Annotated in this window: 20 protein-coding genes; 8 read left to right on the top strand and 12 right to left on the bottom strand. The window is 47.7% G+C overall.

All coding sequences use genetic code 11. The features are described 5' to 3' along the window. The first annotated feature begins 46 nt into the window (after nucleotides 1–46). The 4 genes from MHH60_RS26755 (at nucleotide 47) to MHH60_RS26740 (ending at nucleotide 5783) form a co-directional block, all read left to right on the top strand. On the top strand, nucleotides 47–865 hold the full coding sequence (locus MHH60_RS26755; protein ID WP_036684144.1) for a carbohydrate ABC transporter permease: 819 nt from the start codon (nucleotides 47–49) through the stop codon (nucleotides 863–865). Between the two features lie 45 nt (nucleotides 866–910). Further along, nucleotides 911–2680, top strand: a complete 1770-nt coding sequence (locus MHH60_RS26750) for a cache domain-containing sensor histidine kinase (RefSeq protein ID WP_076133944.1) — start codon at nucleotides 911–913, stop codon at nucleotides 2678–2680. Continuing rightward, on the top strand, nucleotides 2658–4304 hold the full coding sequence (locus MHH60_RS26745; RefSeq protein ID WP_076133945.1) for a response regulator: 1647 nt from the start codon (nucleotides 2658–2660) through the stop codon (nucleotides 4302–4304). Before MHH60_RS26750 ends, MHH60_RS26745 begins: the two co-directional genes overlap by 23 nt. 93 nt (nucleotides 4305–4397) lie before the next feature. After that, nucleotides 4398–5783: an ABC transporter substrate-binding protein gene (locus MHH60_RS26740; RefSeq protein WP_076133946.1), complete on the top strand. Its 1386-nt coding sequence runs from the start codon at nucleotides 4398–4400 to the stop codon at nucleotides 5781–5783. A 77-nt stretch (nucleotides 5784–5860) separates the two neighbouring features. Here MHH60_RS26740 and MHH60_RS26735 read toward each other — a convergent pair whose 3' ends face one another. The 6 genes from MHH60_RS26735 to MHH60_RS26710 are packed head-to-tail and all read right to left on the bottom strand — an operon-like array spanning nucleotide 5861 to nucleotide 12545. After that, nucleotides 5861–6991, bottom strand: a complete 1131-nt coding sequence (locus tag MHH60_RS26735) for a YheC/YheD family endospore coat-associated protein (RefSeq protein WP_076133947.1) — start codon at nucleotides 6989–6991, stop codon at nucleotides 5861–5863. Continuing rightward, entirely contained in the window at nucleotides 6973–7491 is a 519-nt protein-coding gene (locus MHH60_RS26730; RefSeq protein ID WP_076124882.1) for a GNAT family N-acetyltransferase, read from the bottom strand. The genes MHH60_RS26735 and MHH60_RS26730 overlap by 19 nt, the downstream gene beginning before the upstream one ends. A gap of 26 nt (nucleotides 7492–7517) precedes the next feature. Beyond that, nucleotides 7518–8630, bottom strand: a complete 1113-nt coding sequence (locus MHH60_RS26725) for a YheC/YheD family endospore coat-associated protein (RefSeq protein ID WP_076133948.1) — start codon at nucleotides 8628–8630, stop codon at nucleotides 7518–7520. Then, nucleotides 8627–10000: a YheC/YheD family endospore coat-associated protein gene (locus tag MHH60_RS26720; protein ID WP_076133949.1), complete on the bottom strand. Its 1374-nt coding sequence runs from the start codon at nucleotides 9998–10000 to the stop codon at nucleotides 8627–8629. Before MHH60_RS26720 ends, MHH60_RS26725 begins: the two co-directional genes overlap by 4 nt. Next, nucleotides 10001–11167 (bottom strand): YheC/YheD family endospore coat-associated protein, encoded by a 1167-nt coding sequence (locus MHH60_RS26715; RefSeq protein WP_076133950.1) that lies wholly within the window; start codon nucleotides 11165–11167, stop codon nucleotides 10001–10003. 10 nt (nucleotides 11168–11177) lie between these two features. Then, complete coding sequence (locus MHH60_RS26710) at nucleotides 11178–12545, bottom strand: YheC/YheD family endospore coat-associated protein (protein WP_036683975.1); 1368 nt, start codon at nucleotides 12543–12545, stop codon at nucleotides 11178–11180. Nucleotides 12546–12850: 305 nt separating this feature from the next. Here MHH60_RS26710 and MHH60_RS26705 point away from each other — a divergent pair, with 305 nt between their 5' ends. Continuing rightward, on the top strand, nucleotides 12851–13189 hold the full coding sequence (locus tag MHH60_RS26705) for a YlbF family regulator (RefSeq protein WP_036683973.1): 339 nt from the start codon (nucleotides 12851–12853) through the stop codon (nucleotides 13187–13189). A 167-nt stretch (nucleotides 13190–13356) separates the two neighbouring features. Here the strand turns inward: MHH60_RS26705 and MHH60_RS26700 are convergent, their stop codons facing one another. Next, nucleotides 13357–13932: a hypothetical protein gene (locus tag MHH60_RS26700; protein WP_197740342.1), complete on the bottom strand. Its 576-nt coding sequence runs from the start codon at nucleotides 13930–13932 to the stop codon at nucleotides 13357–13359. A 196-nt stretch (nucleotides 13933–14128) separates the two neighbouring features. Here MHH60_RS26700 and MHH60_RS26695 point away from each other — a divergent pair, with 196 nt between their 5' ends. Then, nucleotides 14129–14410, top strand: coding sequence for a hypothetical protein (locus tag MHH60_RS26695; RefSeq protein ID WP_076133952.1), 282 nt, complete (start codon nucleotides 14129–14131; stop codon nucleotides 14408–14410). A gap of 782 nt (nucleotides 14411–15192) precedes the next feature. On the opposite strand, the gene MHH60_RS26690 is transcribed toward MHH60_RS26695, so the two are convergent. Both MHH60_RS26690 and MHH60_RS26685 read right to left on the bottom strand, forming a co-directional pair. Then, on the bottom strand, nucleotides 15193–15333 hold the full coding sequence (locus MHH60_RS26690; protein WP_175617313.1) for a hypothetical protein: 141 nt from the start codon (nucleotides 15331–15333) through the stop codon (nucleotides 15193–15195). 133 nt (nucleotides 15334–15466) lie between these two features. Beyond that, nucleotides 15467–16300: a hypothetical protein gene (locus tag MHH60_RS26685; protein ID WP_076133955.1), complete on the bottom strand. Its 834-nt coding sequence runs from the start codon at nucleotides 16298–16300 to the stop codon at nucleotides 15467–15469. Nucleotides 16301–16599: 299 nt separating this feature from the next. On the opposite strand from MHH60_RS26685, the gene MHH60_RS26680 reads away from it, so the two are divergent. After that, nucleotides 16600–17934, top strand: a complete 1335-nt coding sequence (locus tag MHH60_RS26680; RefSeq protein WP_076124897.1) for a DRTGG domain-containing protein — start codon at nucleotides 16600–16602, stop codon at nucleotides 17932–17934. Nucleotides 17935–18068: 134 nt separating this feature from the next. Here MHH60_RS26680 and MHH60_RS26675 read toward each other — a convergent pair whose 3' ends face one another. The 3 genes from MHH60_RS26675 to MHH60_RS26665 form a co-directional block, all read right to left on the bottom strand. Further along, complete coding sequence (locus MHH60_RS26675) at nucleotides 18069–18383, bottom strand: YtpI family protein (protein WP_076133956.1); 315 nt, start codon at nucleotides 18381–18383, stop codon at nucleotides 18069–18071. An 83-nt stretch (nucleotides 18384–18466) separates the two neighbouring features. Further along, the gene (locus MHH60_RS26670; RefSeq protein WP_038569663.1) at nucleotides 18467–18967 is read right to left on the bottom strand and encodes a DUF4044 domain-containing protein; all 501 of its coding nucleotides are present in this window, start codon (nucleotides 18965–18967) and stop codon (nucleotides 18467–18469) included. A gap of 5 nt (nucleotides 18968–18972) precedes the next feature. Continuing rightward, nucleotides 18973–19296, bottom strand: coding sequence for a YtrH family sporulation protein (locus MHH60_RS26665; RefSeq protein WP_036678886.1), 324 nt, complete (start codon nucleotides 19294–19296; stop codon nucleotides 18973–18975). 141 nt (nucleotides 19297–19437) lie between these two features. Between MHH60_RS26665 and MHH60_RS26660 the strand changes: the two genes are divergently transcribed. Then, nucleotides 19438–22679, top strand: a 3242-nt coding sequence (locus tag MHH60_RS26660; RefSeq protein WP_341161178.1) for a DNA polymerase III subunit alpha, incomplete at its 3' end; no start/stop codon positions are given.

The following is a 22679-nucleotide window of genomic DNA, read 5'->3' as shown; positions in this document are numbered from 1 at the left end:
GAACACTTCGGTCCAGCCTGTCCGATCCTTCAAGACCCGAGCGGTGCTGTCCCGGACCTTGCTGTGGATTTTTCTACTTATAGTGGCGGCTTTTGCGTTGTTTCCGATTATTCTGGCTTTTTTCGGATCCCTTAAGACCAATCTGGAGTTGACGACAGGAACTACCTTGCTGCCTAAATCTTGGCAGATTGGAAACTACGCGCAGGCTTGGAATTCGGCTAACTTTGCCCGCTTTACATGGAACAGTGTGTTTATCAGTATCTTTACCACCCTAGGCACTCTATTAATTGGAACGATGGCCGCATATGCGGTAGCGAGAGTCGATTTTTACGGGAAACGCATTTATGTTGTAATTCAGTCCTGCACGCTGTTCATCTCGATCGGTGCTGTGGTGCTTCGGCCGCAATTTGACCTTATGGTAGCGCTTAATTTACAGAAATCGTTATGGGGTGTCATTATTATTCTGATTAGTGCGCATGCCACGGCATTTTTTATGTTGATTGGTTTTGTACGAGCGATTCCGAAGGATCTGGATGAGGCTGCTTTTATTGACGGCTGTAATTTCTATAGCGTATACTTTCGAGTTATCTTACCGCTTCTGACGCCCGCCCTTGGAGTCACGGCGCTCTGGACCTTCCGCGGAGCATGGAACGAATATATTCTGCCGCTGGTTTTTACTATGACACAGCCCAAATTACAGACACTCACCGTAGGATTAGCGGGGTTAAAATATGGTATCGGCGATGCGGCGCAACCTCAATTGATGCTCGCGGGTGCATGTCTGTCCATGCTGCCAATGATTGTTGTCTATATTTTCGCTAATAAATCGTTCATGCAGATGACAGCTGGCTCTGTAAAGGGCTAAATTCAGGGTGGGCTTCGGACAGCTATTCAAGAAGGATGTGAATACATGCTGAAGGCCTGGGTTTATCGTACCTCTTTGAAGAAAAGAATATGGCTATCTTTTACCGCACTGACGGTATTCTGTATTTCTGTCACTGGTTTATTGGCTTACTCCATCGCTTCTCGGGCGATGGAGCGTAACTCTGTCGAGTTAAATCAAAATGTGCTGAATCAGTCAATCAATGTCCTGGACCAGAAGTTAAAGCAAATCATTGTGGCTTCCTCCACGATGATGTTGAGCGAAGCTTATCAGCAGACCATCCGGGATATTAAAGCTCATAATATAGAACGTTTTTTCGCCAATTTTTCTATGCTGCAAGCGCCCTTCACGCAGGTAGAGTTGACGGAAAACTCCATTGAATCTATCTTGATCAGTACGCCGGACGGGGATTTCTACTCTACCAGCAATCAGCGCAGAACCTTGACCCCATTTCTAGAATCTTCGCTGTACCAACGGATTAAGGAAAAACCTGAATCCAATTGGGTGGAGAGTCATCGGGACGAGCTATTTGCCGGGAAGCATCATGTTATTTCCCTAGTCTTGCAGCCGCTTACAGACAATTATGTCCCTGATCTATTTTTGATCGTGAATGTAAAAGAGGACATTCTAGAAGATACTGTAAGTGGAGGCGGGAGTCTTGGCTCCGCGCGTTTTTTACTGATCAATAAAGAGGGAAAAAGCGTCTTCGGAGACGGGGAACGTCCGGGATGGTCTCGGGACTCTGTGTTTTTGGACAAACTGAAGGAGGCGGACCGGGGTAATTTTGAATATTCTGCTGGGGATGGGCCAATGCTGCTCAGCTATGCCAGCTCAGGGTATGCAAAAGACTGGGTGCTGGTCAGCTACCTGTCCAAAAAGGAACTGCTGCAACCTGTTCGGAGTATTCAATGGCTGGTGTTGATGATCATGGCGGCATGTATTGTCATCGCGCTTTTTCTTGCAAGGTATCTGTCTGCTTTGCTACTGGGACCGCTGCTGAAACTGCAACGGACGATGTCTCGTGTTGAGCAAGAGGATCTCAGTGCACGCTTCCAGAGTCCTTTCCAGGATGAGATTGGGGAGGCGGGACGCAAATTTAACCAGATGTTAGACCGGATTGGCGAGTTGATTGTTGAAGTCAAGGATACAGAAAAAGAAAAGAGAAAAGCGGAGATCAAGGCGCTTCAGGCGCAGATCGAGCCTCATTTTTTATATAACACATTAAACACGATTTTCTGGAAATGTGAGATGGATGAGTATGAAGACGTGAAACAAATGGTCATTTCGCTGTCTGCACTGTTTCAGCTGGGACTGAATAATGGGCAGGAAATTACGACCTTAGGCAAGGAACTGGAACATGTCCGTCAGTATCTAAACCTTCAGCAGCAATGTTACGAAGGGTTGTTTGACTACACTATTGATGCCGGAGTGGAACTGCTGGAGCTTCCTGTGTTGAAAATTATTATTCAGCCCTTGGTGGAGAACTCTATCCTGCACGGTCTTAAGGAATTAAGGGGCGGGGGAGTGATCCGGATCTCCGTAGAAGTAGCCAATAACACACTGCTCATCCGGGTTACCGATAACGGAACCGGCATGAATGCGGAGAAACTCAATGCCTGGCTGAAGGAGCCGAACGGCAGTGGAGGGTACGCTCTGTCTAATATATGTAGCCGACTGCAGCTGTACTACGGAAAAGAAGCCGGATTGGTCTTTCGAAGCAGTCCGCGTGTTGAAACCGAAGCTGTTCTATCCATTCCTGTGGAAGGGGGAATAAATCCTGAGCGCCCATTCAATTAAAATATGTATTGTTGATGATATTCCTGCAGTGGTCCGCGGATTGTCGCAGCGGATTCCTTGGGAGGAACATGGGATTGTGATCGCGGCCACCGCGGCAGACGGGGAAGAAGGTCTGGAGCAGATCCGCAAGCATCGTCCTGACATCGTATTGACGGATATCCGAATGCCTTTTAAGGACGGTTTAGAGATGATGCGGAGCCTTCAAGCGGAGCAGCCAGGCATCAAACTGATTTTTTTGACGGGTTATTCTGATTTCACTTATGCACAGGAAGCTGTTAAGCTGGGTGCCTTTGATCTGATTGTAAAACCGTATACCAAGGTTCAAGTACTTGAATCCGTGTTGAAGGCCAAAGAAGTGTTGGAACGGGAACGCAGTCAAGCTGAGCAGATGATGGGCATGGAACAAAAGCTGCGAGAGAGCTTACCTTATTTGCGTCAGGAATATATGCGTCTGCTCATCCGTTACGGAACTAGGCAGCAGCACTTGAGCCAGCAGTGGGATTTTTACAATATCGAGATGAATAACCATAACTTTTGCGTGATGGTAGCGGAAGTGGATTTTTTTGTGGAACGTACATCAGAACTTACAGTTTCCGAGGTGGAATTAATCCGCTTTGCCGTACAGAATATTTTGGAAAATACAATATCTGAATACACTCGGGGCATTGTGTTCCGGGAAAATGTGAATCAGTTCGTTATTGTGATGAACCCTCTGGCGGAGCCGAATATGGAGCAACTTGCAGAGAAATGCCGGGAAAATGTCCATCGGTATACGTACCAGACGGTGTCCATTGGACTGGGGAGAGAGGTGGAGGAGGTAGGGCAGCTTTCTGCTTCCTATGCGCAGGCGCTGTCTGCACTTGCGAACACCTTTCTGAACGGTGGGAACAGTGTGTACACCTATGTTGAAGATGCAGTCGTGAATGCCGCGCTACCGAGATACTCATATGACAAGGAGAAGGAATTGCTTTATTGTCTGCGTTCGGCGAATTTGCCCAAAGCAGAGGAGCAGCTGGATCATATTTGGCATGATTGGATTACTGCACCGGCAACACCTAATCCGTCCATCGTTAAGACGCTATGTCTTGAACTGGCTCATTCTATCCATCGGATTTTCTCGGAAAAAGCAACGGATTCGGAAGTTAAAACTCTGGAAAATAAGCTTGCAGACATGAGCAGTGCAGTCTCTTTTGAAGATCTTAGCCGCCAGATTCGGGAATTTTGCCGTTTGGGCTGTACGTATTTGCAACAACGCCAATGCAGTGACGCGCGTATGCTTGTGGATCGGGCCATCACTCATATCAATGGAAATCTGCAGCGAAATCTATCCGTCGCCGACTGTGCACGGGAGGTGCATCTCAGTCCTAGCTACTTCTCCAATCTTTTTAAAAAGGAGACGGGGATGACACTGGCCCAATATATTATCGGGAGACGAATGGACAAAGCCAAGGAGCTAGTGCTGGAAGGCATACAGGTTCAGGATATTGCCATCTCTTTGGGCTATGAGGATCGTCCCTATTTTACAGAGCAGTTCAAAAAATACACCGGAATGACGCCGACGGACTTTCGTGCAAAATATACCTTGCCCAAAGTAGAGGGAAACAGTGATTTCGTCTCCCATTGACAGTTGTTTTCTCCTTCACTGATAAAAGGGCAGTGGAATTATAATTTTCTTAAGAAATGAATGCGATTTCAAAAGAAAAGGGAGGCATTTTAGATGAAAAGAAACAAATGGATATTAGCTGGAGTTTCGCTGATGCTGGCTGGCTCGTTGGGCGCTTGTTCATCATCCGAATCTAATACGGAGGTAAGCAGCAGCAATACAAACTCCGAAAAAACAAAATTGGTCTACTGGACCATTGATCGTCATGATTCTGATTTTATTGAACAAAAAATCAGCGAGTATGAAGGTCTTAATCCCAATATCGAGATTGAAATGAAGGTTATGGCAGAGAACTATACGCAGTCGGTGGATATTGCCTTCTCCAGCATGCAGGCGCCTGATATTCTACGGGTGGACACTTATAACGTGCCAACCTGGGTCAAAAGAGGGTATCTGGAATCTTTTGATAGCTACATTTCACCTGAGATGAAGAGCCGGTTCGAGAACGTACTTATTAACGAGAAAAATACCGTTGACGGCAAAATATATAGCCTTCCCAATATCGGTCAGTTCTGGCGCCTCATCTATAACGTAGATTTGTTCGAGAAGGCTGGCATTACAGAGCCGCCTACCACACTCGCAGAGATGGTCGAGGATGCCAAGAAAATTACGGCAGCGGGAAAAGATATAGGCGCTTACGGCTTCGCGGGTAATTTCAAGAGTACCAGCGGATTTGAGCGTATCGCTTATCCAATAACAACACTTAGCAAGACTAAGGGCACAGAGGGCTTCGACTTCCAGACCGGGCAATTTGATTTTAGCGTCTATAAAGAGGTTGCTGAGGCGCTGCGGCAGATTAAGGTGGATGGAAGTATGATGCCAGGATCGGAATCGCTTGATATCGACCCGCTGCGTGCGCAATTTGCTCAAGGCAAGATCGGCATGTATTTCAACCATTCCGTTGAGCCGACGGTCTATAAAACCCAATTCCCAACTGAAATTCGCTGGGCAGCTGCGATTCCTCCAACCATTGACGGGGAGCAGAAGGGTGTCAGCCAAGTTATTGCAGGAAGTTATTTGGCTATGAGCAAGGATTCGAAGCATAAGGAAGAAGCTTGGAAGTTTATTGAATGGATGTACAGTGATGATGTGCAGATTGCTTACCAGGAAGCAGGGTATGGGGTTTCGGTTATTCCATCGGTTGCTACTGTTGCCAAGGCACCAGACATTGCAGGAATTGAAGATTTTCTGCCTACAAAGTTAGACGGGATTTATCCAGCGACTCCGATGGTCATCAGTGAGGGACGTCTGGAAGGACTAAAGAAGGTTGATGTCTTCAATAGATACATTTTTGGTGGTGGAGATTTAGATAAAGAGCTTCAGGACTTGAACACTCGCTATAATGCGGCACTTGAAAAAGCCAAAGCCGCAGGTGACACCGATATCGAAGCACAGCCGGACTTCGATGCAGGTTCCCTGCAGGGATCATTGGCCAAATAAATCGAAAAAGACGCCCCTTCGGCTTCGTATTAATACGAGCTAGGGACGTCTTTTTTTGATGACTACTAAGATGATTTTTATTCCTCAGTCGTTTTAGCTGTGCTCGGGGTTCCTTTGTTATTGTAGAGCCACAGCGCGTATTCCAGAGGGCGAATCAGGGCTTTGCGGTAAGTGGTTCCGTCACCAGATCTTGCGAACACTTCACGGGCGGGCTTTGGATTAACCTCCAGCACGTAAATTTTCCCTTCGCGATCAATGGCGAGGTCCAATGCAAGCTCACATAAGGCTCCGTAACTTTCTTCCAAGAAGGCTGCGGCATCAAGACCTAACTTCTCGGCAGTCTTCATGACCTTATCGGTTTTATCCTGACTACCCAGCCATTCCTTCAGCAGCGTTTCCGCTCGAACGGCATGACCACCGCCATGAAGATTGGAGGTTACACTTCGCGCTGCACCGACCCGTGCTGCCATACCTGTCAGTTCCCAGACACCTTGCCCATTCTTTTGAACGAGCATCCGGTAATCATGGAAACGTCCGCCCGGCAGACGTAATGGAATCCCCTGTTGGATAAGGAAACGTCCGCCGATGCACCATTGCCGTACGATGGAATCCAGCCGAGTAGAAGAGACTTTACGTGTGGGAATGATTCGGCGATCCTGGCGACGGCCCTGAATATCATATACCCCTCGCCCATCCTTCATTCTCTCAATTCTGAGGATGCCACGTCCGCCTGTGCCGTTTGCCGGCTTGATATAGACTACTGAATTGCTTTTCAGCATCCGGCGCAGGTCGGCAGAGGACTGATAGAGTAAAGTTTCTGGCATATGCTGCCGGAAACGGCTTTTTTGTGAGAAGGTTTGGTGAATGGTCCATTTGTTGCGCAGTGGACGATTCAGAAATAACAGATGATTGTAGCGTTCTCGGAAACGAAGCAGTTGCTGAAAGCGTGAGCTGCGCTGAATACGGCAACGGTCATAAATCATGTTCGGAAAAGAACGCCATTTGCGTGACCATTTTCCGCTCTTGGGATCAAAGACAAGGGCATGGATCTGCTCTTTGCTGGGATGAACATCCATGGGAGTGAATACAAAGACATCCAAGCCAATTCGTTTGCCCTCGACGATCATTCTCCGGTACACGGCCTTTTCTTCAAGCTGCTTGGCTTCGTTAATATATAAAGTAAGAATGCCTAAGACGGGCTCTGGCACAGGAGTTCACCTTCTTGTGGAGAAATAGTAGTGCTGCCGGTATGATGGGGTGACCGGAGCAGTAATGTTGGCTTGCCGGTAGGACCAGTGGTAAGTGTGTCGGCAGCAAGGCCGATATTGAAGCACATCTTTAGGCTAGCTGTATTGTCACAGGCAACACTGCATTGCAGATGCCCGAGGCGTTTCAGCTGGGCAGCCATTAAGGCAGTGCCGGTATGTCTATTCCGGTAGAAGGGATGCACAGCGACAAGACAGGCTTCTGCACCGAAACCGGATACGAAGCTGACTCCTGCGAGCTGGCGCCCATTCTGACCGCGTACGGTAGCGACAAGCAGCGAGATACCCGGCTCTGACAACTGATCCGGAGTTAGTCGGGCTAGTACTTTGCAAGCTTGGTTTGTGATTCGCTTCTCCCCATGTGCTCTTATAAACTCAAGCAGCCCAGCCAGCCGTGATTTCCACTGTTTGGCATTTGTGTCATAGATGGAGGATATCTGCATGCTGTGTCACATCCTTTTAATGATTTCTATTTAAACTGGCGCGCTAAGTGCTGGCCGTAGTGAAAGATTCGCTCTAGGGACAGCTTGCGGATCGCGGGTTCATCAAATTTCATCGGCCGGGAGTTGGCCTCAAAGAACCAGAGTCCCCCGTTCTCATCTACACCCAGATCCATCGACATCTCTCCGAGCATAGAATCAGAAGCTCTTTCAATTTGTCTAGCGATAAGAAGGGCGGTTGTAGGCACGCTCTTCAGGATCATGGCTGCTTTTTCGGTTCCAAAGGTACTTTCCAGCATGCTGGCAGGCTCTTCAATAGTACCGCCGCGTGGTACATGTGTCGTTATACTTCGGGCACCGGCGAGGCGTGCGCCTATGCCGGTCACTCCCCAGCCGCCTCTGCTGTTTTTTTGCAGAAGCACCCGCAGATCAAACGGTCTTCCCCGATGAGTCGCCAGTTCAATAGCCTGCTGCACAATATAACGAGAGATTCCTTTTTCTTTTCCGATTCTTGCCCAGAGCCGGTCCATGGAAGCTGCTTTGTACGTCACATTTTTTTTCCCGCTTTGAATTTGGAGCCGGTAAGGCAAAGCGGTATCTGCACGATATTTTAGGCGCATAATTCCTTTTCCTGCTTTGCCATTCTCTGGTTTAAGGTAGAGGCTGGTATGCTGGTTCAGCATGGCAGTAAGGGTGTTTGCACTGCGTAATCGTCTCGTTTTTGGAACATGCTTTGAGGTGGAGTGCGAACCCCTTAACCATTCGAAGAGACTCCATTTATTGAAAAAATATGGATTATATAGCTTAATGCCTGGGTGTTCCAGGCATTGAGCTATTTTACGTACCACAGCAGGCTTTTCCTCATCCTCACGGGTAGGAATCCGGTTATAAATGATTTGTGGAAGAGGTACAGGAATGCTGTACCAGATTTTACCGCTTGACGATGGGACATATCCGTTCACCATCCGTTCCTCAAGCTTGAGGTCACGGACAGTGACGACGTAGACAAGAAATCCCATTTCTTTGCCTGTGCGAATAATGTCCCGGAAGTTGCTGCGGTTGCCATTAAATTGCCTTACTTTATCGCTGGTTGTCAGTATGGCAATAACAGGTTTTGTATCTTCCGGATTATGGGTGCTCACATCTCATCCCTCCTGCGGAATTTGCTGAGGTATAGACAATGCTCCAGAATGTGCTCGATGGAAGCTTTGCCCTCAGCGCGCAGGGAAGGGTGACGGAAGATGGAACGACCTGGTTTGGCGTTGGCCTCGAACATCCAGATGTCTTCATCCTGATCAATTCCGAGATCAAAGCCAATTTCACCGAGCAAATGACGATGCTGGACTTCTAGTGATTCTGCCAGCTTGATGGCTGTAGTCTTTGCACGCTGCAGTACTTCATCAGCTCTTGCGCCGAATACACGTCCGAGTGCTTGCTGAGGTGTGAGCAATGCTCCTCCATTTTTAAGGTGAGTGGTGACACTGCCACGGCCGGCTTTTTTAGCGCCTATGCCGACTACAATCCACTGATTACTGCCGTTTTTATGCATATGGAACCGGAAATCAATCGGGCAGCCATCTATTTCAATGAGGCGTATTCCCTGCTGAACTATATAATTTTGCAGATTTTGACCGTGACGCGAACGAAGCATACGCATAAGGCTCTCAAAGGTAGTAAAGCGTAGAAGTACGTTTTTTCCTCCGCGGCGGTAGCGGGCAAAATACCCCTTTTTCGGGAGATAGGTAAGCCGATAAATGCCGTGACCGAGACTTCCCGCAGAAGGTTTATAGTATACAAAATGATGGTGATCCAGCATTTCTCTCATTTTTTCCGTGGACGGATTGCTGTGTGTTTCAGGTACATAACGATTTGCTGCCCCATCATTTTCCAAAAGCTTGTAGATATCGGATTTATTGAAAAAACTCCAGTTAAAGTATGGAATTTTTTTCCGCATAAATCGTTCGCGAAGTTGGTTGATATAGGGTGAGGTCTCAGCTCTCCGACTGGGCAATCGATTATAGACAACATCAGGTAGAGGGACCATTTTTCGTTCAAACTTACCGCTTGAAGTCAAAAAATATCCATAGACCTGTTCCTGTTGCCAGTTGATGTCACGCGGCATAAAGGCAAATATATAACATTTGTTACTGCCTTCCCGCAGCAATTGCTTGATGAACCCTGTGCGAGAACCGAAGGGCTGAGACGAGGAAGCAGGACCATCGGACAATATGCCAACTAAAGGTCCCAGCTGCACCTCGTCATTTTGTAGATTGCGTAAATAGATACCACCTGATTTCGGAACCTTGATAGCGCTTTTTACGCCTGAGGCGAGATATAGGTGATTTCCGGCGCGCTTGATGGGCTTGATCATGGTCGGGGTGGCATCTTTTCCGAGCCTTAAGCGTATATTTTTTTTCCCGGTTAACTTCAAGCTTTTCATCAGTGCACCTGATACATATACAACTCTTTGGGGCTGCTTAGTGAAATGCACATTGCAAAAAGTGAGACTCATTTATGAATCCTCCTTAGGAACCATTGTTATCATTCTCCCGTTTGTAACGGAGCTGTCCGTAGATAGGGATGGTATCCGTCGTTGTGTGAGCAGTAGATGGCGCGCATAAGACAGTGGATTCTCGGCGGCGAGCTTAGCAGCCCGGCGGTCGCCCGTCAGCCGGAATACCGTGCGCCCTGGCTTGGAATTTGCTTCTAGTAAATGAATCCGACCGCTCGAATCAATACCGAAATCAAGGCCGAGTTCTCCAAGCCTGCCGCATGCAGCCTCTAGTAGGGGAGGCAGGTATGCAGCTTCTGCAGCAAGCTCACGCATGATGTCTTTTCCACCCTGACCATATTCAGCAAGCAAAAAAGGCAGGGGAGAAACAGCTGTTCCGCCGCCATGCAGGTTCGAAGTCAGCGAACCTTGGTTACCCAGCCGTACGGCCATGCCGGTAAGAGTCCAGCTGCCAAGGCCATTCTTTTGCATCAATACACGCACATCGAACGGTTGCCCCTTACTATTCGTTAGGTGCAGGAAAGGCTGTATAATATAGCGGCGTGAGCCGATAAATTCATGAATCCAGTTCAGTCCTTCAGCCTGTGAGTCGAAAACATATTGAAAAGGTGTATTTGTACCGTCACGCCCTCGTACTCTCATGCCTCTGTTTTGCAGTATGGCATGTAATGTACGTTTGCCATGGGTGCCGGCCTTGGGCTTTAGAAAGACTCCATATTCTCTTTCAGCAAGCATTGTACTTAACCTGCGGTTACCGGTATAGAGTACAGTTTCCGGCAGTATTGCCGCTGCTCTCCGGTCGCGCTTCAATATCTCATGTACACCCCATTTATCTGGCAAACCTCGAGACCAAGGCAGGGAACGATGAAGAGTAGAGAGAGCAGCGGAAGCTTCTTTTCTTTCTTTCGGACCTTCGTAAAAGCAGCGATTATAGATAATATCTGGCGGTGAAGAAGTGGTATTCTGCCAGCTTCCATCTTTCCAGGTATAACCGGTAATGGAGGACCCGTCTGCCGCTACTCCGTCTGGATGAAATACGAGGACTTTTAGGCTGTATAGAGGAGCTGCCCGGCATAAATGACTGCAAAACTCTGGCTCGGCGATCGGTGGATTCCCGTTGCGGCGGCCTGTCATAATGCCGAGGAACCCCACTTCTGTTTCAGTCATCGTGTCCTCCTTATAAACCGGCCAAGTAGCGGCAATATAAAATCATTTGCTTGACGGACGGTCTTATTTTTTGATCGTTTAACGGTGTATTATCGTTCTTGGAGGGCTTGGAGTTAACCTCTAAGAGCCATATTCGTCCTGATTGATCCAGTGCCAGATCGATTCCGAGCTCTCCGAAATGAGCGGGGATAAAGGTTTCGACCCCTCTTGCAATGGCAAGTGCTGCTCTGGGCAGCTGAAGCTGAACGTTTTCTTTTGCGCCCGGAGGAAGACTGCTCTTGCTAACTGCTTCTTTTACAGTGCTGAGACTGCCACCTCTAGCTAAATTAGACACGAAGTGATTGCTGCCGGCGGTGCGGGCGACAATGGAGGTAACCCCCCATTTTCCGCTGCCATTCTTCTGAACAAGTGCCCGGAAATCTACAGGTCGCCTTCCTAGCTCCATTAAAGGCAATCCCTGCTGAATCTGGTATCGAGTAGTCTTCATTTTGGGAGCGATGGACTGGTACAATTTAGCGAGAGTGGTATAGCTTTGCTTGCGTGTACCTATGGAGGTAGTAGACAACAGACGGTAACCTCCGCCTTCTTCTTTAGAGATACGAAGTATGCCTTTGCCGAGACTGCCTCGTACAGGTTTCAAAAATACACTTGGGTAATGGCTGCACATCTTCTTCATTACGGCAAAGCCGTTCAACGCATGCGACTCAGGTAAATACCGCTGCAGGGAAGGGTCTTGCGCTAAAGCTTCAAATACCTCTGTCTTGTCAAGAAATTTTTCGTTGAAGAAATGCGTTCCATATCGTGATTTTACATCCGCCAAAAAATGCTGTACGCTAGGTTTATTCTCCACCTTTCGCGTCGTTAACCGATTGTTGATTACATCGGCAATGGGCAGACTCATTTTTCTCCAACCCTCGTTGTATACCCAGCCCTGAATGGAAGAACTGCGTGTTTCCAGCGCTTCCGGGGTAAAGAAATATACATAGGCGCCTTGTGTGTGGCAGGCATTTGTCAATTCCCGACAGAACATGGTAATGGGTCCAAACAACCTGTCGAGATTATCTGGATGGTCACGACTGACGAGCACGCCGATCAACGGTCCTAGCCGCAAGGTGCGGCTTACAGAGCTGTAAGAAACGTTGAGGGTTTGTCGGTGTTTCCATCCGGTCCGCCGCGCCAGTCCTTCGCTTACACGCAGGATGTCGGATTTGGGAGCCGAGATAATGGTAACCTCCTGCCGGAAAGAGCCGAATGCCAGCTGGAGTGTTCCGTGAGACGGGATTTTGAGTCTTTTCATGGATTTTTCGCCAAGCATTATAGCGTTTTCCTGCAGGATGCCCGAGTTGACCGTATGGACCGGGATCTTGAATTGGGACATCGTGGATCTCCTTCCGGTAGGCAGCATGATGCCGGCAATTTGGTAGCTAAGGGTTACATATCATTCATCATATGGAGACAGATGACCCTTGGTGATTGACCTAACCGCTAAAAACCTTGCCCAGTCATTTCATAAGCTCGGCCCAAGAAGCGAAACAAGTATGGAATGAGCGAATATTGGAAACTAAAGCAGCGTGGATTCAGGAAGCAGCTGCTAACAAAACTTAAGCGTATGTTTTCGGAGTGAGTTTTGTACGAAGACGATCTGAGGAGTGTACGCTAACAAAACTTTTAGGAGGAATCATAATGAGCATTCACGACAAAGCACATGAACTGGCGAAAGCCATTAAAGAGAGCAGCGAGGTATCGGATATCAGAAATGCCATGAAGGTCGTAGAAACGGATCCTGAAGCGAAAGCGATGCTGGACAATTTCCGCCAAGGTCAGATGGAGCTGCAACAACGGATGATGAGCGGAGAAATGCCTCCACAGGAAGAAATGGAGAAGATGGAGAAGCTGTTCGAGGTGCTTAACTTGAATCTTGGCATTCGTCGTCTGTTCGATGCGGAACGCCGTCTGAGCGTTGTAATCGAGGATGTAAATAAAATTATCACCGAGAGTTTGTCTCAATTGTACGGCGAATAAATTTCAACAATGAAAATCAAAAGAGGGTGTTCCCGAAGCCGGTGGCTCTGGAAACACCCTCTTTCTTATGGCTGTGGCTATATGGCTAGCCTAAGCTCAACCTCAACCTCAACCTCAACCTCAACCTCAACCTCAACCTCAACCTCAACCTCAACCTCAACCTCAATCTAATCTTGTTTACCTTCGACTGCGCAGAGAAGAATACCAGCTGCCAAACCTAAGCGGCGATCAAGCTTGCCTTTTCGATCCTCCGAGAAGTCAGCCATAATTTTGGTGACAAATGGATTGAAATTTTGCTTGAAGGCAGGGATCGTTGCATCATCCATCTCGATATTATATTTCTGCGGAATAATAGCGATGAAGCGGCGCAGTAGAGCCATTGCGGTGCTGTCTTCCTTGATTTTTCCAATTTCCTGATCATGACGGTCAAGAATAATCCATTCATCCTTCAAAATAGATTTGAGTCCCTTACGGCGAAAAGCACCAATATGCTCACCAGACTCTGTATCGTGTACATCATAAGTGGCGCTAAAATCGACCACATTGCGGGCTTTTATGCGCAGAAGCTCCTTCTGCATGGATTCATCCGTATAAAGTGCAATGTCTTCTTTAAGCTTGAACGCTTTCATTTGCGAATAGAGCACAAGCTGCTCAGAGCTATCAAAAATATGAAGTTTCGCACCCATGATCGAAAATACTTTTTTGCGAATTATGTATTCGGTATGATTATAAGCTGCATTCAATTCAAAAACGCCTCCCCTAAATGAAATCATCATCTCATATATAAGCATCTTCTGCTATATAAATGCTAACCTTTTATACATAATTTTGAAAAAGCATATATTTTTTAATGGACTTGTCTCATATTACGGGCCTCATGTTCATAGAGTAGAGATATAGATTCAATCGAATATCCTGTCTACGAAGGAGCTGTTATTAATGAGAAAAAGAAACAAGTTCAAACATGGTATCTATTTGTTGCTGGCGTTGGCCATGCTTTTGTATGCACTGCCGAAGCTTTCGCTTGCGAATGGACCGAGCTGGGTGTTTGGTTTTGGAGTCGTCTGGTCACTTTTTGCGTTTATGGTCATTGCGGCACATTTGCATTTTATTATGGGGGTTGATGAGGAAAAGACCAAACGTTTGGAAGCTGTGCGAAAAGCAAAGCTGGAGCAATGGCAGACAAAGTGGAATGAAGAAACTAGAGTTTCGCAAAGATAATAGAGTTGGGGTCGATTACTAAAAAAGCTAGATTAGCTTCAGGTCTCTTGAAAAAGCGCGGCAGTCGTGCAAAGAGAAGTATAAGTGCCTCAGAATGCCGCGCAAAACGCACAACTAGCCAAAAGAGAGGCAAAAATGCCTTAGAATGCCGCGGAAAGCGCAGAAGCGGCGCGAAGAGAGGCAAAAATGCCTTAGAATGTTGCGGAAAGTGCGGTAATGGTGCGAAGAGAGGCACAAATGCCTTAGAATGTTGCGGAAAGCGCGGCAATGGTGCGAAGAGAGGCATAAATGCCTCAGAATGCCGCGGAAAGCGTAGAAGTCGTGCAAAGAGAGGCATAAGTGCCTTAGAATGCTGCGGAAAACGTAGATGTGGTGCAAAGAGAGGCATAAGTGCCTCAGAATGCTGCGGAAAACGTAGATGTGGTGCAAAGAGAGGCAAAAATGCCTTAGAATGCCGCGGAAAGCGCAGAAGTGGTGCAAAGAGAGGCATAAGTGCCTTAGAATGCCGCGCAAAACGCACAACTAGCCAAAAGAGAGGCATAAGTGCCTCAGAATGCTGCGGAAAGCGCAGAAGTGGTGCAAAGAGGGGCATAAGTGCCTCAGAATGCTGCGGAAATTGCAGAAGTAGCCAAAAGAGAGGCATAAATGCCTCAGAATGACGAGCCAATCACACAAGTCACACAAAGAGCATACAAAAGAGACACACTCATACGAAAAAGCCCACTAGCCTAAGCCAGTGGACTTTTTTTATGCTCCCTGCATTGCTTGCAGGGGGCTAAATGTTATTTTCCACCCGTAAAAGGGTTGATCTCATTGGTGAGATCTCTTCCAGCCTTCTTTTCTTCGGCAGATATCCGTTTACCAAGAGCCGCGTAATACCACACCGCAGGAACGAGAACCGCGAGTATAACAAGAAATTGCATAAGCTCAGCTCCTTTCACATGGATATTATAAACTTTTTTCCTGATCGTAGAGAGGATGGGCATAATCCTACCATCCTACCATCCAATCCCATCATCCGACCATCCCCCCACTTGTTGAGCAAAAACAATCCGATTACTTTTTACTGACCGAGCATTCAACTTCAAATACATAACTGGCGCTTCCCTGAGGCCATCTTGCATGGATGATATATAGGTGTCTGCCGCTACCTGCTGCGAGTTGAAAACTATTTTTGTCCACGGAAAGGGCTTCGTCCGGTCGTTCCTCACCAGGAAATGAAGCCATAACCTCTATCTCCTTGGGTGCATATGAGAATTCGAGTTCTACCCGATCACCGCTGATGGCTTTAGGATGTACCTTTTGTTTGGAAACCAATTCATCGTAAGAAGCTATATCCACACATACGCCTTTGCCATTCTCGTTCCAGCAATAAGAGCCTTGAATAGCCTCGAACTGCTCACCGCCAACAGTAACTTGAACGCTTGGGGGCTGCGGGTTAGCAGTGTCTTCTGATGAATTCTTATCTTCATTAAAAGTTGGTTGAAACAAGTCCAATAGATCCTTTTTGCTGGTATCTGACAGACGATAGTGGCCCATTTGTCCGGATTTAATGAGTAACCCACTGTTACTTCCGACGATCCAAAAGGAGAACTCATAACTTATACCATCCTTCATGTTCACAGTGGTGCTGTAATCGCTGGGAGCAATATCTAGTTGTCCTCTATCATATTCAGCAGTAGTTATGGCTTGAACGAAACGTTCAAAGGAGGATGGAGCCGAAATAGTGGCCATTGGCTGTTTTTTTTCAATTAAGTTGATAGAAACTATATTATTTGCATCCAGCTCAATTTGGCCTGCTTGTTTTACTTCGTTTTCCGTATTTCCACAGCCGACCAGTCCTATAAAAAGCAAAGTAATAGTAAGTAGTAATAAAGCGGTCTTGTTCATCTCTTCAATGCTCCTTTATACCTTCTTTAATTCTCAGACTATAAAAAAGAGGAAAAGTTTGCTAAATAAAGGCAGCGAATTTTTAAGGTCAGCTTAAAACGCATCAGAGATATTCAGTTTCAAAAATTCGATTTTAAGGTGGTTTTTAAACTTACTATGTGGCAATACCTACCTAAATCGTAGATTGTGTAAGGAGAGTGAAATTCGAATTCGAAGCTTATGAATCGGTTGTACTGAGCCATTCTATCGTTGTATAATAGGTACAGTATAGTACAGATCGGAGCATGGGGGTGTAACAGTTGGAAGGTCAAGGCGATGCGATTACTAAACACGAGCAACTGCTGCAGCATATTGAAGGTCTTAAGGTAGGCACCAAAATATCTGTTCGCAAGCTCGCCAAAGAAATGCTAGTCAGCGAAGGGACTGCTTACCGTGCAGTGAAGGAAGCTGAGAATCTCGGGATAGTCATCACGAAGGAACGGATTGGTACAGTTCGTGTAGAAAAGAAACCTCGGAACATTTCAGAGCAGCTGACGTTTGGCGATGTAGTTGATATTGTTGAAGGGCATGTGCTCGGCGGGGCAAGTGGACTAAATAAACATCTGCATAAATACGTGATCGGGGCGATGAAGGTCGATGCAATGATCCGTTATATAGATGCTGACAGTCTGTTGATCGTAGGTAACCGCGATGATGTTCACTCTCTAGCGCTGGAGCAGGGTGCGGGGGTTCTGGTGACAGGGGGCTTCGGGACGAGCCGTGAAGTGAAGGCATTGGCAGACGAGCTGGATCTTCCCATTATTTCTTCGAGACATGACACGTTTACCGTCGCTTCAATGATTAACCGTGCCATTTTTGATAGATTGATTAAGAAAAAAATTATGCTGGTAGAGGATATTATCGACAGCAAACCGCGCCTGAATACGTTAAAAATCTCTAGTACCGTCGGCGAGCTACGACAGGTTTCTGAGGAAACTGGAGAGCAGCGCTTTCCCGTTACGGATGAATGGAACCGAGTCATCGGCATTATTGGTCGCCGCGATGTAGAGGAATTGACGGAAGGCCAGATCATTGAAAAGGCGATGATTCGCAGTCCGGTTACAGCTGCACTGCAAACCTCACTAGCCTCCGCGGCCCAGATCATGATGTGGGAAGGCGTGGATTTTCTGCCCATAGTGGACCGTAACCGTAAACTGGTAGGCTCCCTAACCCGTAAAGAAGTGCTGCAAAGCTTACGCGATGTCCGGAATCAACCTCAGCTGGGAGAGACTTTTGATCATCTCATTTGGAATGGTTTTGCGGATGAGCGGGACGAAGAGGGGCGATTGTTCTTCCATGGCTTTATTACACCGCAGATGGCCACGGATCTTGGGACGATTTCTGAAGGGATATTGTCTACGCTTATGACGCTTTCGGCATTTAAAGCAGCTAAGGACATCACAGGAAATGATTATGTACTAGATAATATGTCCACTTATTTTATCCGACCGGTACAGATCGAACATGCGATCATTGTAATGCCGAGACTGCTCGAAATCAGCCGTCGTACCTGTAAGCTTGAAATTGAGATCAGCCACTCGGATACTCTGGTAGCCAAAGCTGTTCTGATGCTGCAATCCATTGATCATGGCTAAAAAATGGTTTGCTAGCTGGATAGCGTACGGTAAATAGGATCGTATACATGCTAAATAGACTGCCCTCATCATTGAAAGAGAGGGCAGTCTATTTTATTCTTTCTATTCCGTCAGAACAGCAGCTAAGTTTTCGACTAGTGTTGTTCCTGGCTGCGGCTGCGACTACGGCTGTAAAAACTATAGCTGCGTATCCCCGAGAAGATGTTGAACGCACCAATCAGCAGAAAGGCAGCTTCAACAATGATATTAACGGTAGAGCCGCGAAACAAAAACATGGATATCAAGGATAGCGTTACGAGCATAGCACCGAGCATTACATTCATGACGGAGCGTTTCAGCCCTTTATCTTGGGGATTTAAGGCACGGCGGGAGGATATGCTGAACACAGCGGCACCGATTACAAAGATCACCAGCAGGATAAACAATAAATACTTGATAAATAAAACCATGGACAGCCAGCTCCTTTATCGTGTCTTGCAGTAGCCAAGAAGTAATTTCCACGTCTGTCCATTATTGTATCACACGATGGCTGTCAGCTGCGCTTAAAAGGACTGATTTCTACCCAGATTTGCAGGACGCCTTCCATGACGAGCATGGTTCGGATTTTGACAGAGTATTCCTTGTCACGCACAATGTATAGCTTGCCATCCAACAGCAGTCTAACCAGTTTGCTGTCAGTATCAATATCGAACATGCTGCGGCCGCGCATCGGTTCCAGATCTGAGCCCATTTGGCTTATGATTAATTTTACAGTTACGGGGTCAAGTGGGGTATCTTCTTTGGATTTGCTTTCCTCCGATCGAATTTTGATTTCTCTGATCACGGTTGAGGTATTATTGTATTTTTTGAGTGTCTGAATATCTTTTTGATATTGCTCGATCTGTACACGCAGATCTTGATTATGAAGCCATAATACGTTATATCCTACATGGTAAATAGCATTGTATATGACAGCTCCTACGACGATCCCTAGCATGAATATAGCGGAGATCTGGGTGAATCTGCGAAAACGACTGAATGGTGGAACTCTCACTGGCGTTACCCCCTGCCGCACACCCATTTTACTAGCTCACTGCCCATATGGGCTCCTAGAAAAGCGAAGGCAAGATACATGATTTGTTTGATGGCGGGGGAGAGGTTGCCTCCAATCATGTTGCTTTCAATGACCCGTAAGGGGTCCATGGTACCTCCTACAGCGGCTGCTAGTGCCCATATTTTAATCCGATCTGCCACATCCAGCATCGTTTGCGTCGGCGGTTGCAGGGATACAACGGCGCCGATTCCGCCGAGCATAGCTCCGCCAAGCACGATGCCGAAGGCGATAAAGAAGTCGAGGATAGCTTTGCTCATAAAAATGCTCATACAGGCCCCTTCCCGGACGAGGCATTTACAAGCTTTGCCTGTCCTTATGCTCTTAATCCATTCTATGGGCGGGTCCCCCTTTAATATGATAAAATAGTTTCATCTTATGTTTGATTTTTGCAGTAGAGAGGAAGTGGGGTTATGAGCCCTTTCGTGCATTTGCATGTGCACAGCGAATACAGTTTACTGGACGGGGCGGCGCGCATTACCGATCTCGTGCGCCGGGCCGGCGAATACGGCATGAAGTCGCTGGCGCTTACGGATCATGGAGTGATGTACGGGGCCATCCCCTTTTATAAAGCGTGTAAAGAGAATGGAATCAAACCGATTATTGGCTGTGAAGCTTATTTAACCGCGGGTTCACGCCGTGAGCGGGGCAGTCGAAAAGATCAACCAATCTACCACTTGATTCTGCTCGTCAAGAATGAAACCGGCTACAAGAACCTGATGAAGCTGATCTCTATCGGCCATCTGGAAGGCCATCATTATAAACCCCGGATTGATATGGAAGTGCTGGCAGCTCATTCAGAGGGGATTATCTGCCTTAGTGCTTGTCTGGGCGGAGAAGTGCCGCAGCATCTGCTGCATGGACGTGATGAGGAGGCGCGCAAGGCTGCGCTGCGATATAAGGCGATTTTTGGCGAAGATTTCTATCTGGAGCTGCAAGACCACGGGATCTCCGAGCAAAAGAGAGTGAATCCCAAGCTGATCGCCCTTGCCGGGGAATGTGAAATTCCACTTGTGGTGACGAATGATGTCCATTATTTAGCAAAGGAAGATGCTGAAGTTCAGGATGTGCTGATCTGCATCGGAACAGGCAAAACGGTGGACGATGAGGAACGTCTCAAGATCGGAACAGATCAGCTGTTTTTAAAAAGCAGCGAGCAAATGGCGGCATTGTTTCCGCATGTGCCGCAGGCTATCGCCAATACCTTATTGATCGCCGAAAAATGTAATTTGGAGCTGACCTTCGGCAATCATATTCTGCCTGCCTATTCTCCGCTCCCTGAAGGCATGGATTCCGCTGCTTATTTGCGTGAGCTGTGCTGGAAGGGGATGGAGGAACGATATATAGATACACCGCAATGGGCTACACCTGAGCAAAGAGAGACGGCTGAGAAGCGTCTGACCTATGAGCTGGGCGTTATCGAGAGTATGGGCTTCAGCGATTATTTTTTAATTGTGTGGGATTTTATTGCTTATTGTCATCGTCAGGGAATTGCTACGGGACCCGGACGGGGATCCTCCGCGGGTAGTCTAACCGCATACTCTTTGCGAATCACCGATGTGGACCCGTTGAAATATAACTTGCTCTTTGAACGTTTTCTAAATCCAGAACGGATCACCATGCCGGATATTGATATCGATTTTAGCGATGAACGGCGTGATGAGGTTATTGGTTATGTAGTGGAGAAATACGGCAAAGAACATGTGGCGCAAATTATTACTTTCGGAACTATGGCTGCACGGGCTGCCGTTCGTGATGTAGGCAGGGTGCTGAACCTGCCTTATAACGAGGTAGACAAAGCTGCCAAGCTTATACCTGGTCAACTAGGGATCAGCCTTGCCAGGGCGCTGGAGAGTACACCAGATCTTAAAGCACTTTATGACACCAATCCAAAGATTAAAGGGTTGCTGGATATGGCAATGAAGGTGGAGGGCATGCCCCGCCATGCTTCGACACATGCCGCTGGGGTTGTTATCTCGAAAGGTCCGTTGACCGATGCAGTCCCACTTCAGGAAGGTAACGAAAGTACGGCGTTAACCCAATACTCTATGGAGCATTTGGAGAGCGTTGGGCTGTTGAAGATGGATTTTCTGGGTTTGCGCACGTTGTCGATTATCGAACGCTGCATGAATTCGATTAGAGAAATGAGCGGAAGTGTTCCGGATTTCCGTATCATCCCAGATCATGATCCAGCTACGTATGAAATGCTTGGGGCTGGTGAGACAACAGGGGTCTTCCAGCTGGAGTCGGCGGGCGTTAGACGAGTACTTAAAGATCTGAAGCCTAACGGCTTTGAAGATATTGTATCGGTTCTAGCGCTGTATCGTCCGGGTCCGATGGAATTTATCCCGAAATATATAGCAGGCAAACACGGTGAGATTGAAGTAGAGTATCCACATTCTGATTTGAAGGCTATTTTAGCGGACACCTATGGGATCATTGTGTATCAGGAACAGATCATGCAGATTGCTTCTCTGATGGCAGGCTTCTCGTTAGGAGAAGCGGATCTGCTCCGTCGAGCGGTCTCTAAGAAAAAACGTGAGACTCTGGATAAGGAACGGAGCCATTTTGTTCAAGGGAGCTTGCAGCAGGGGTATAATGAAACGGATGCGAATGCTGTTTATGATATGATTGTGCGCTTTGCCGATTACGGCTTCCCGCGTGCTCATGCCGCGGCTTATGGAGTGTTGGCTTTCCAGACAGCCTATCTCAAGGCACATTATCCGGTGCAGTTTATGGCGTCTATGTTGACCGCTGTAATGGGCACTCACCGCAAGGTAGCGGAGTATGTGCTGGACTGCCGCCGCACGGGCATCGGCGTGTTGCCGCCGGATGTGAACGAGAGCGGCGTATTGTTTACTCCGGTTCCAGGCGAAGGAACCGGAACGGGGCATATCCGCTTTGGACTCGCAGCCATTAAGAACGTCGGCACGCTGGCAGTGGAGAACATTATGGCAGTACGCAAGGAGCGGCCGTTCGACAGTCTGCTAGATTTCTGTCGACGTGTGGACCTGCGGGTCTGCAATAAGCGGGTAGTGGAATCTTTGCTGCAGGCGGGAGCTTTTGACTGTCTGCCGGGTCACCGCGCCCAGCTGCTGGCTATGCTGGACGAGACGGTTGACGCTGCGCTGAAATGGCGCAAGGAGCGGGATGAACTGCAAATCCAGCTGTTCGACGATTTGGTGGAGACACCGAACTGGGAAATCCGCTATCCGGATATCCCTAAGTTCACCATTGGCCAGCAGCTGGAGATGGAACGTGAGCTGCTGGGGTTATATCTTTCGGGCCATCCGCTTGATGATAGCGCGGAACTGCTTGAGGAGCCCGGCATGCAGCGGCTGATGGATCTTGGTGAAGCCGCGGATGAGAGCCAGACGGTTACGGCCGGAATGGTAGTATCCGTTAAGGAAATTACGACGAAGCAAGGGAAATCGATGGCCTTCGTCGAATGGGAAGATCAGATCGAGCGCTGCGAGGTCGTGCTCTTCCCTGAGGTGTGGAAGCGAAGCCGCAGCTTGATTGCCAAGGGCGCGCTGCTGGCCTTGCGCGCCAAGGTGCAGCAGGAAGACGAAGGCTTCAAGCTGCTGGCCGAGGAAGTGGCGCTGCTGTCTGCGGAGGCTCTCCGCGGGCTGTTGCAGCGCCGTAGTGCCGCCGC

The organism is Paenibacillus sp. FSL H7-0716, assembly GCF_038002705.1.
Classification (GTDB): Bacteria; Bacillota; Bacilli; order Paenibacillales; family Paenibacillaceae; genus Paenibacillus_AQ; species Paenibacillus_AQ odorifer.
The sequence above is the reverse complement of the archived record's forward strand: the minus strand, read 5'-3'. Positions and strand labels throughout refer to the sequence as shown.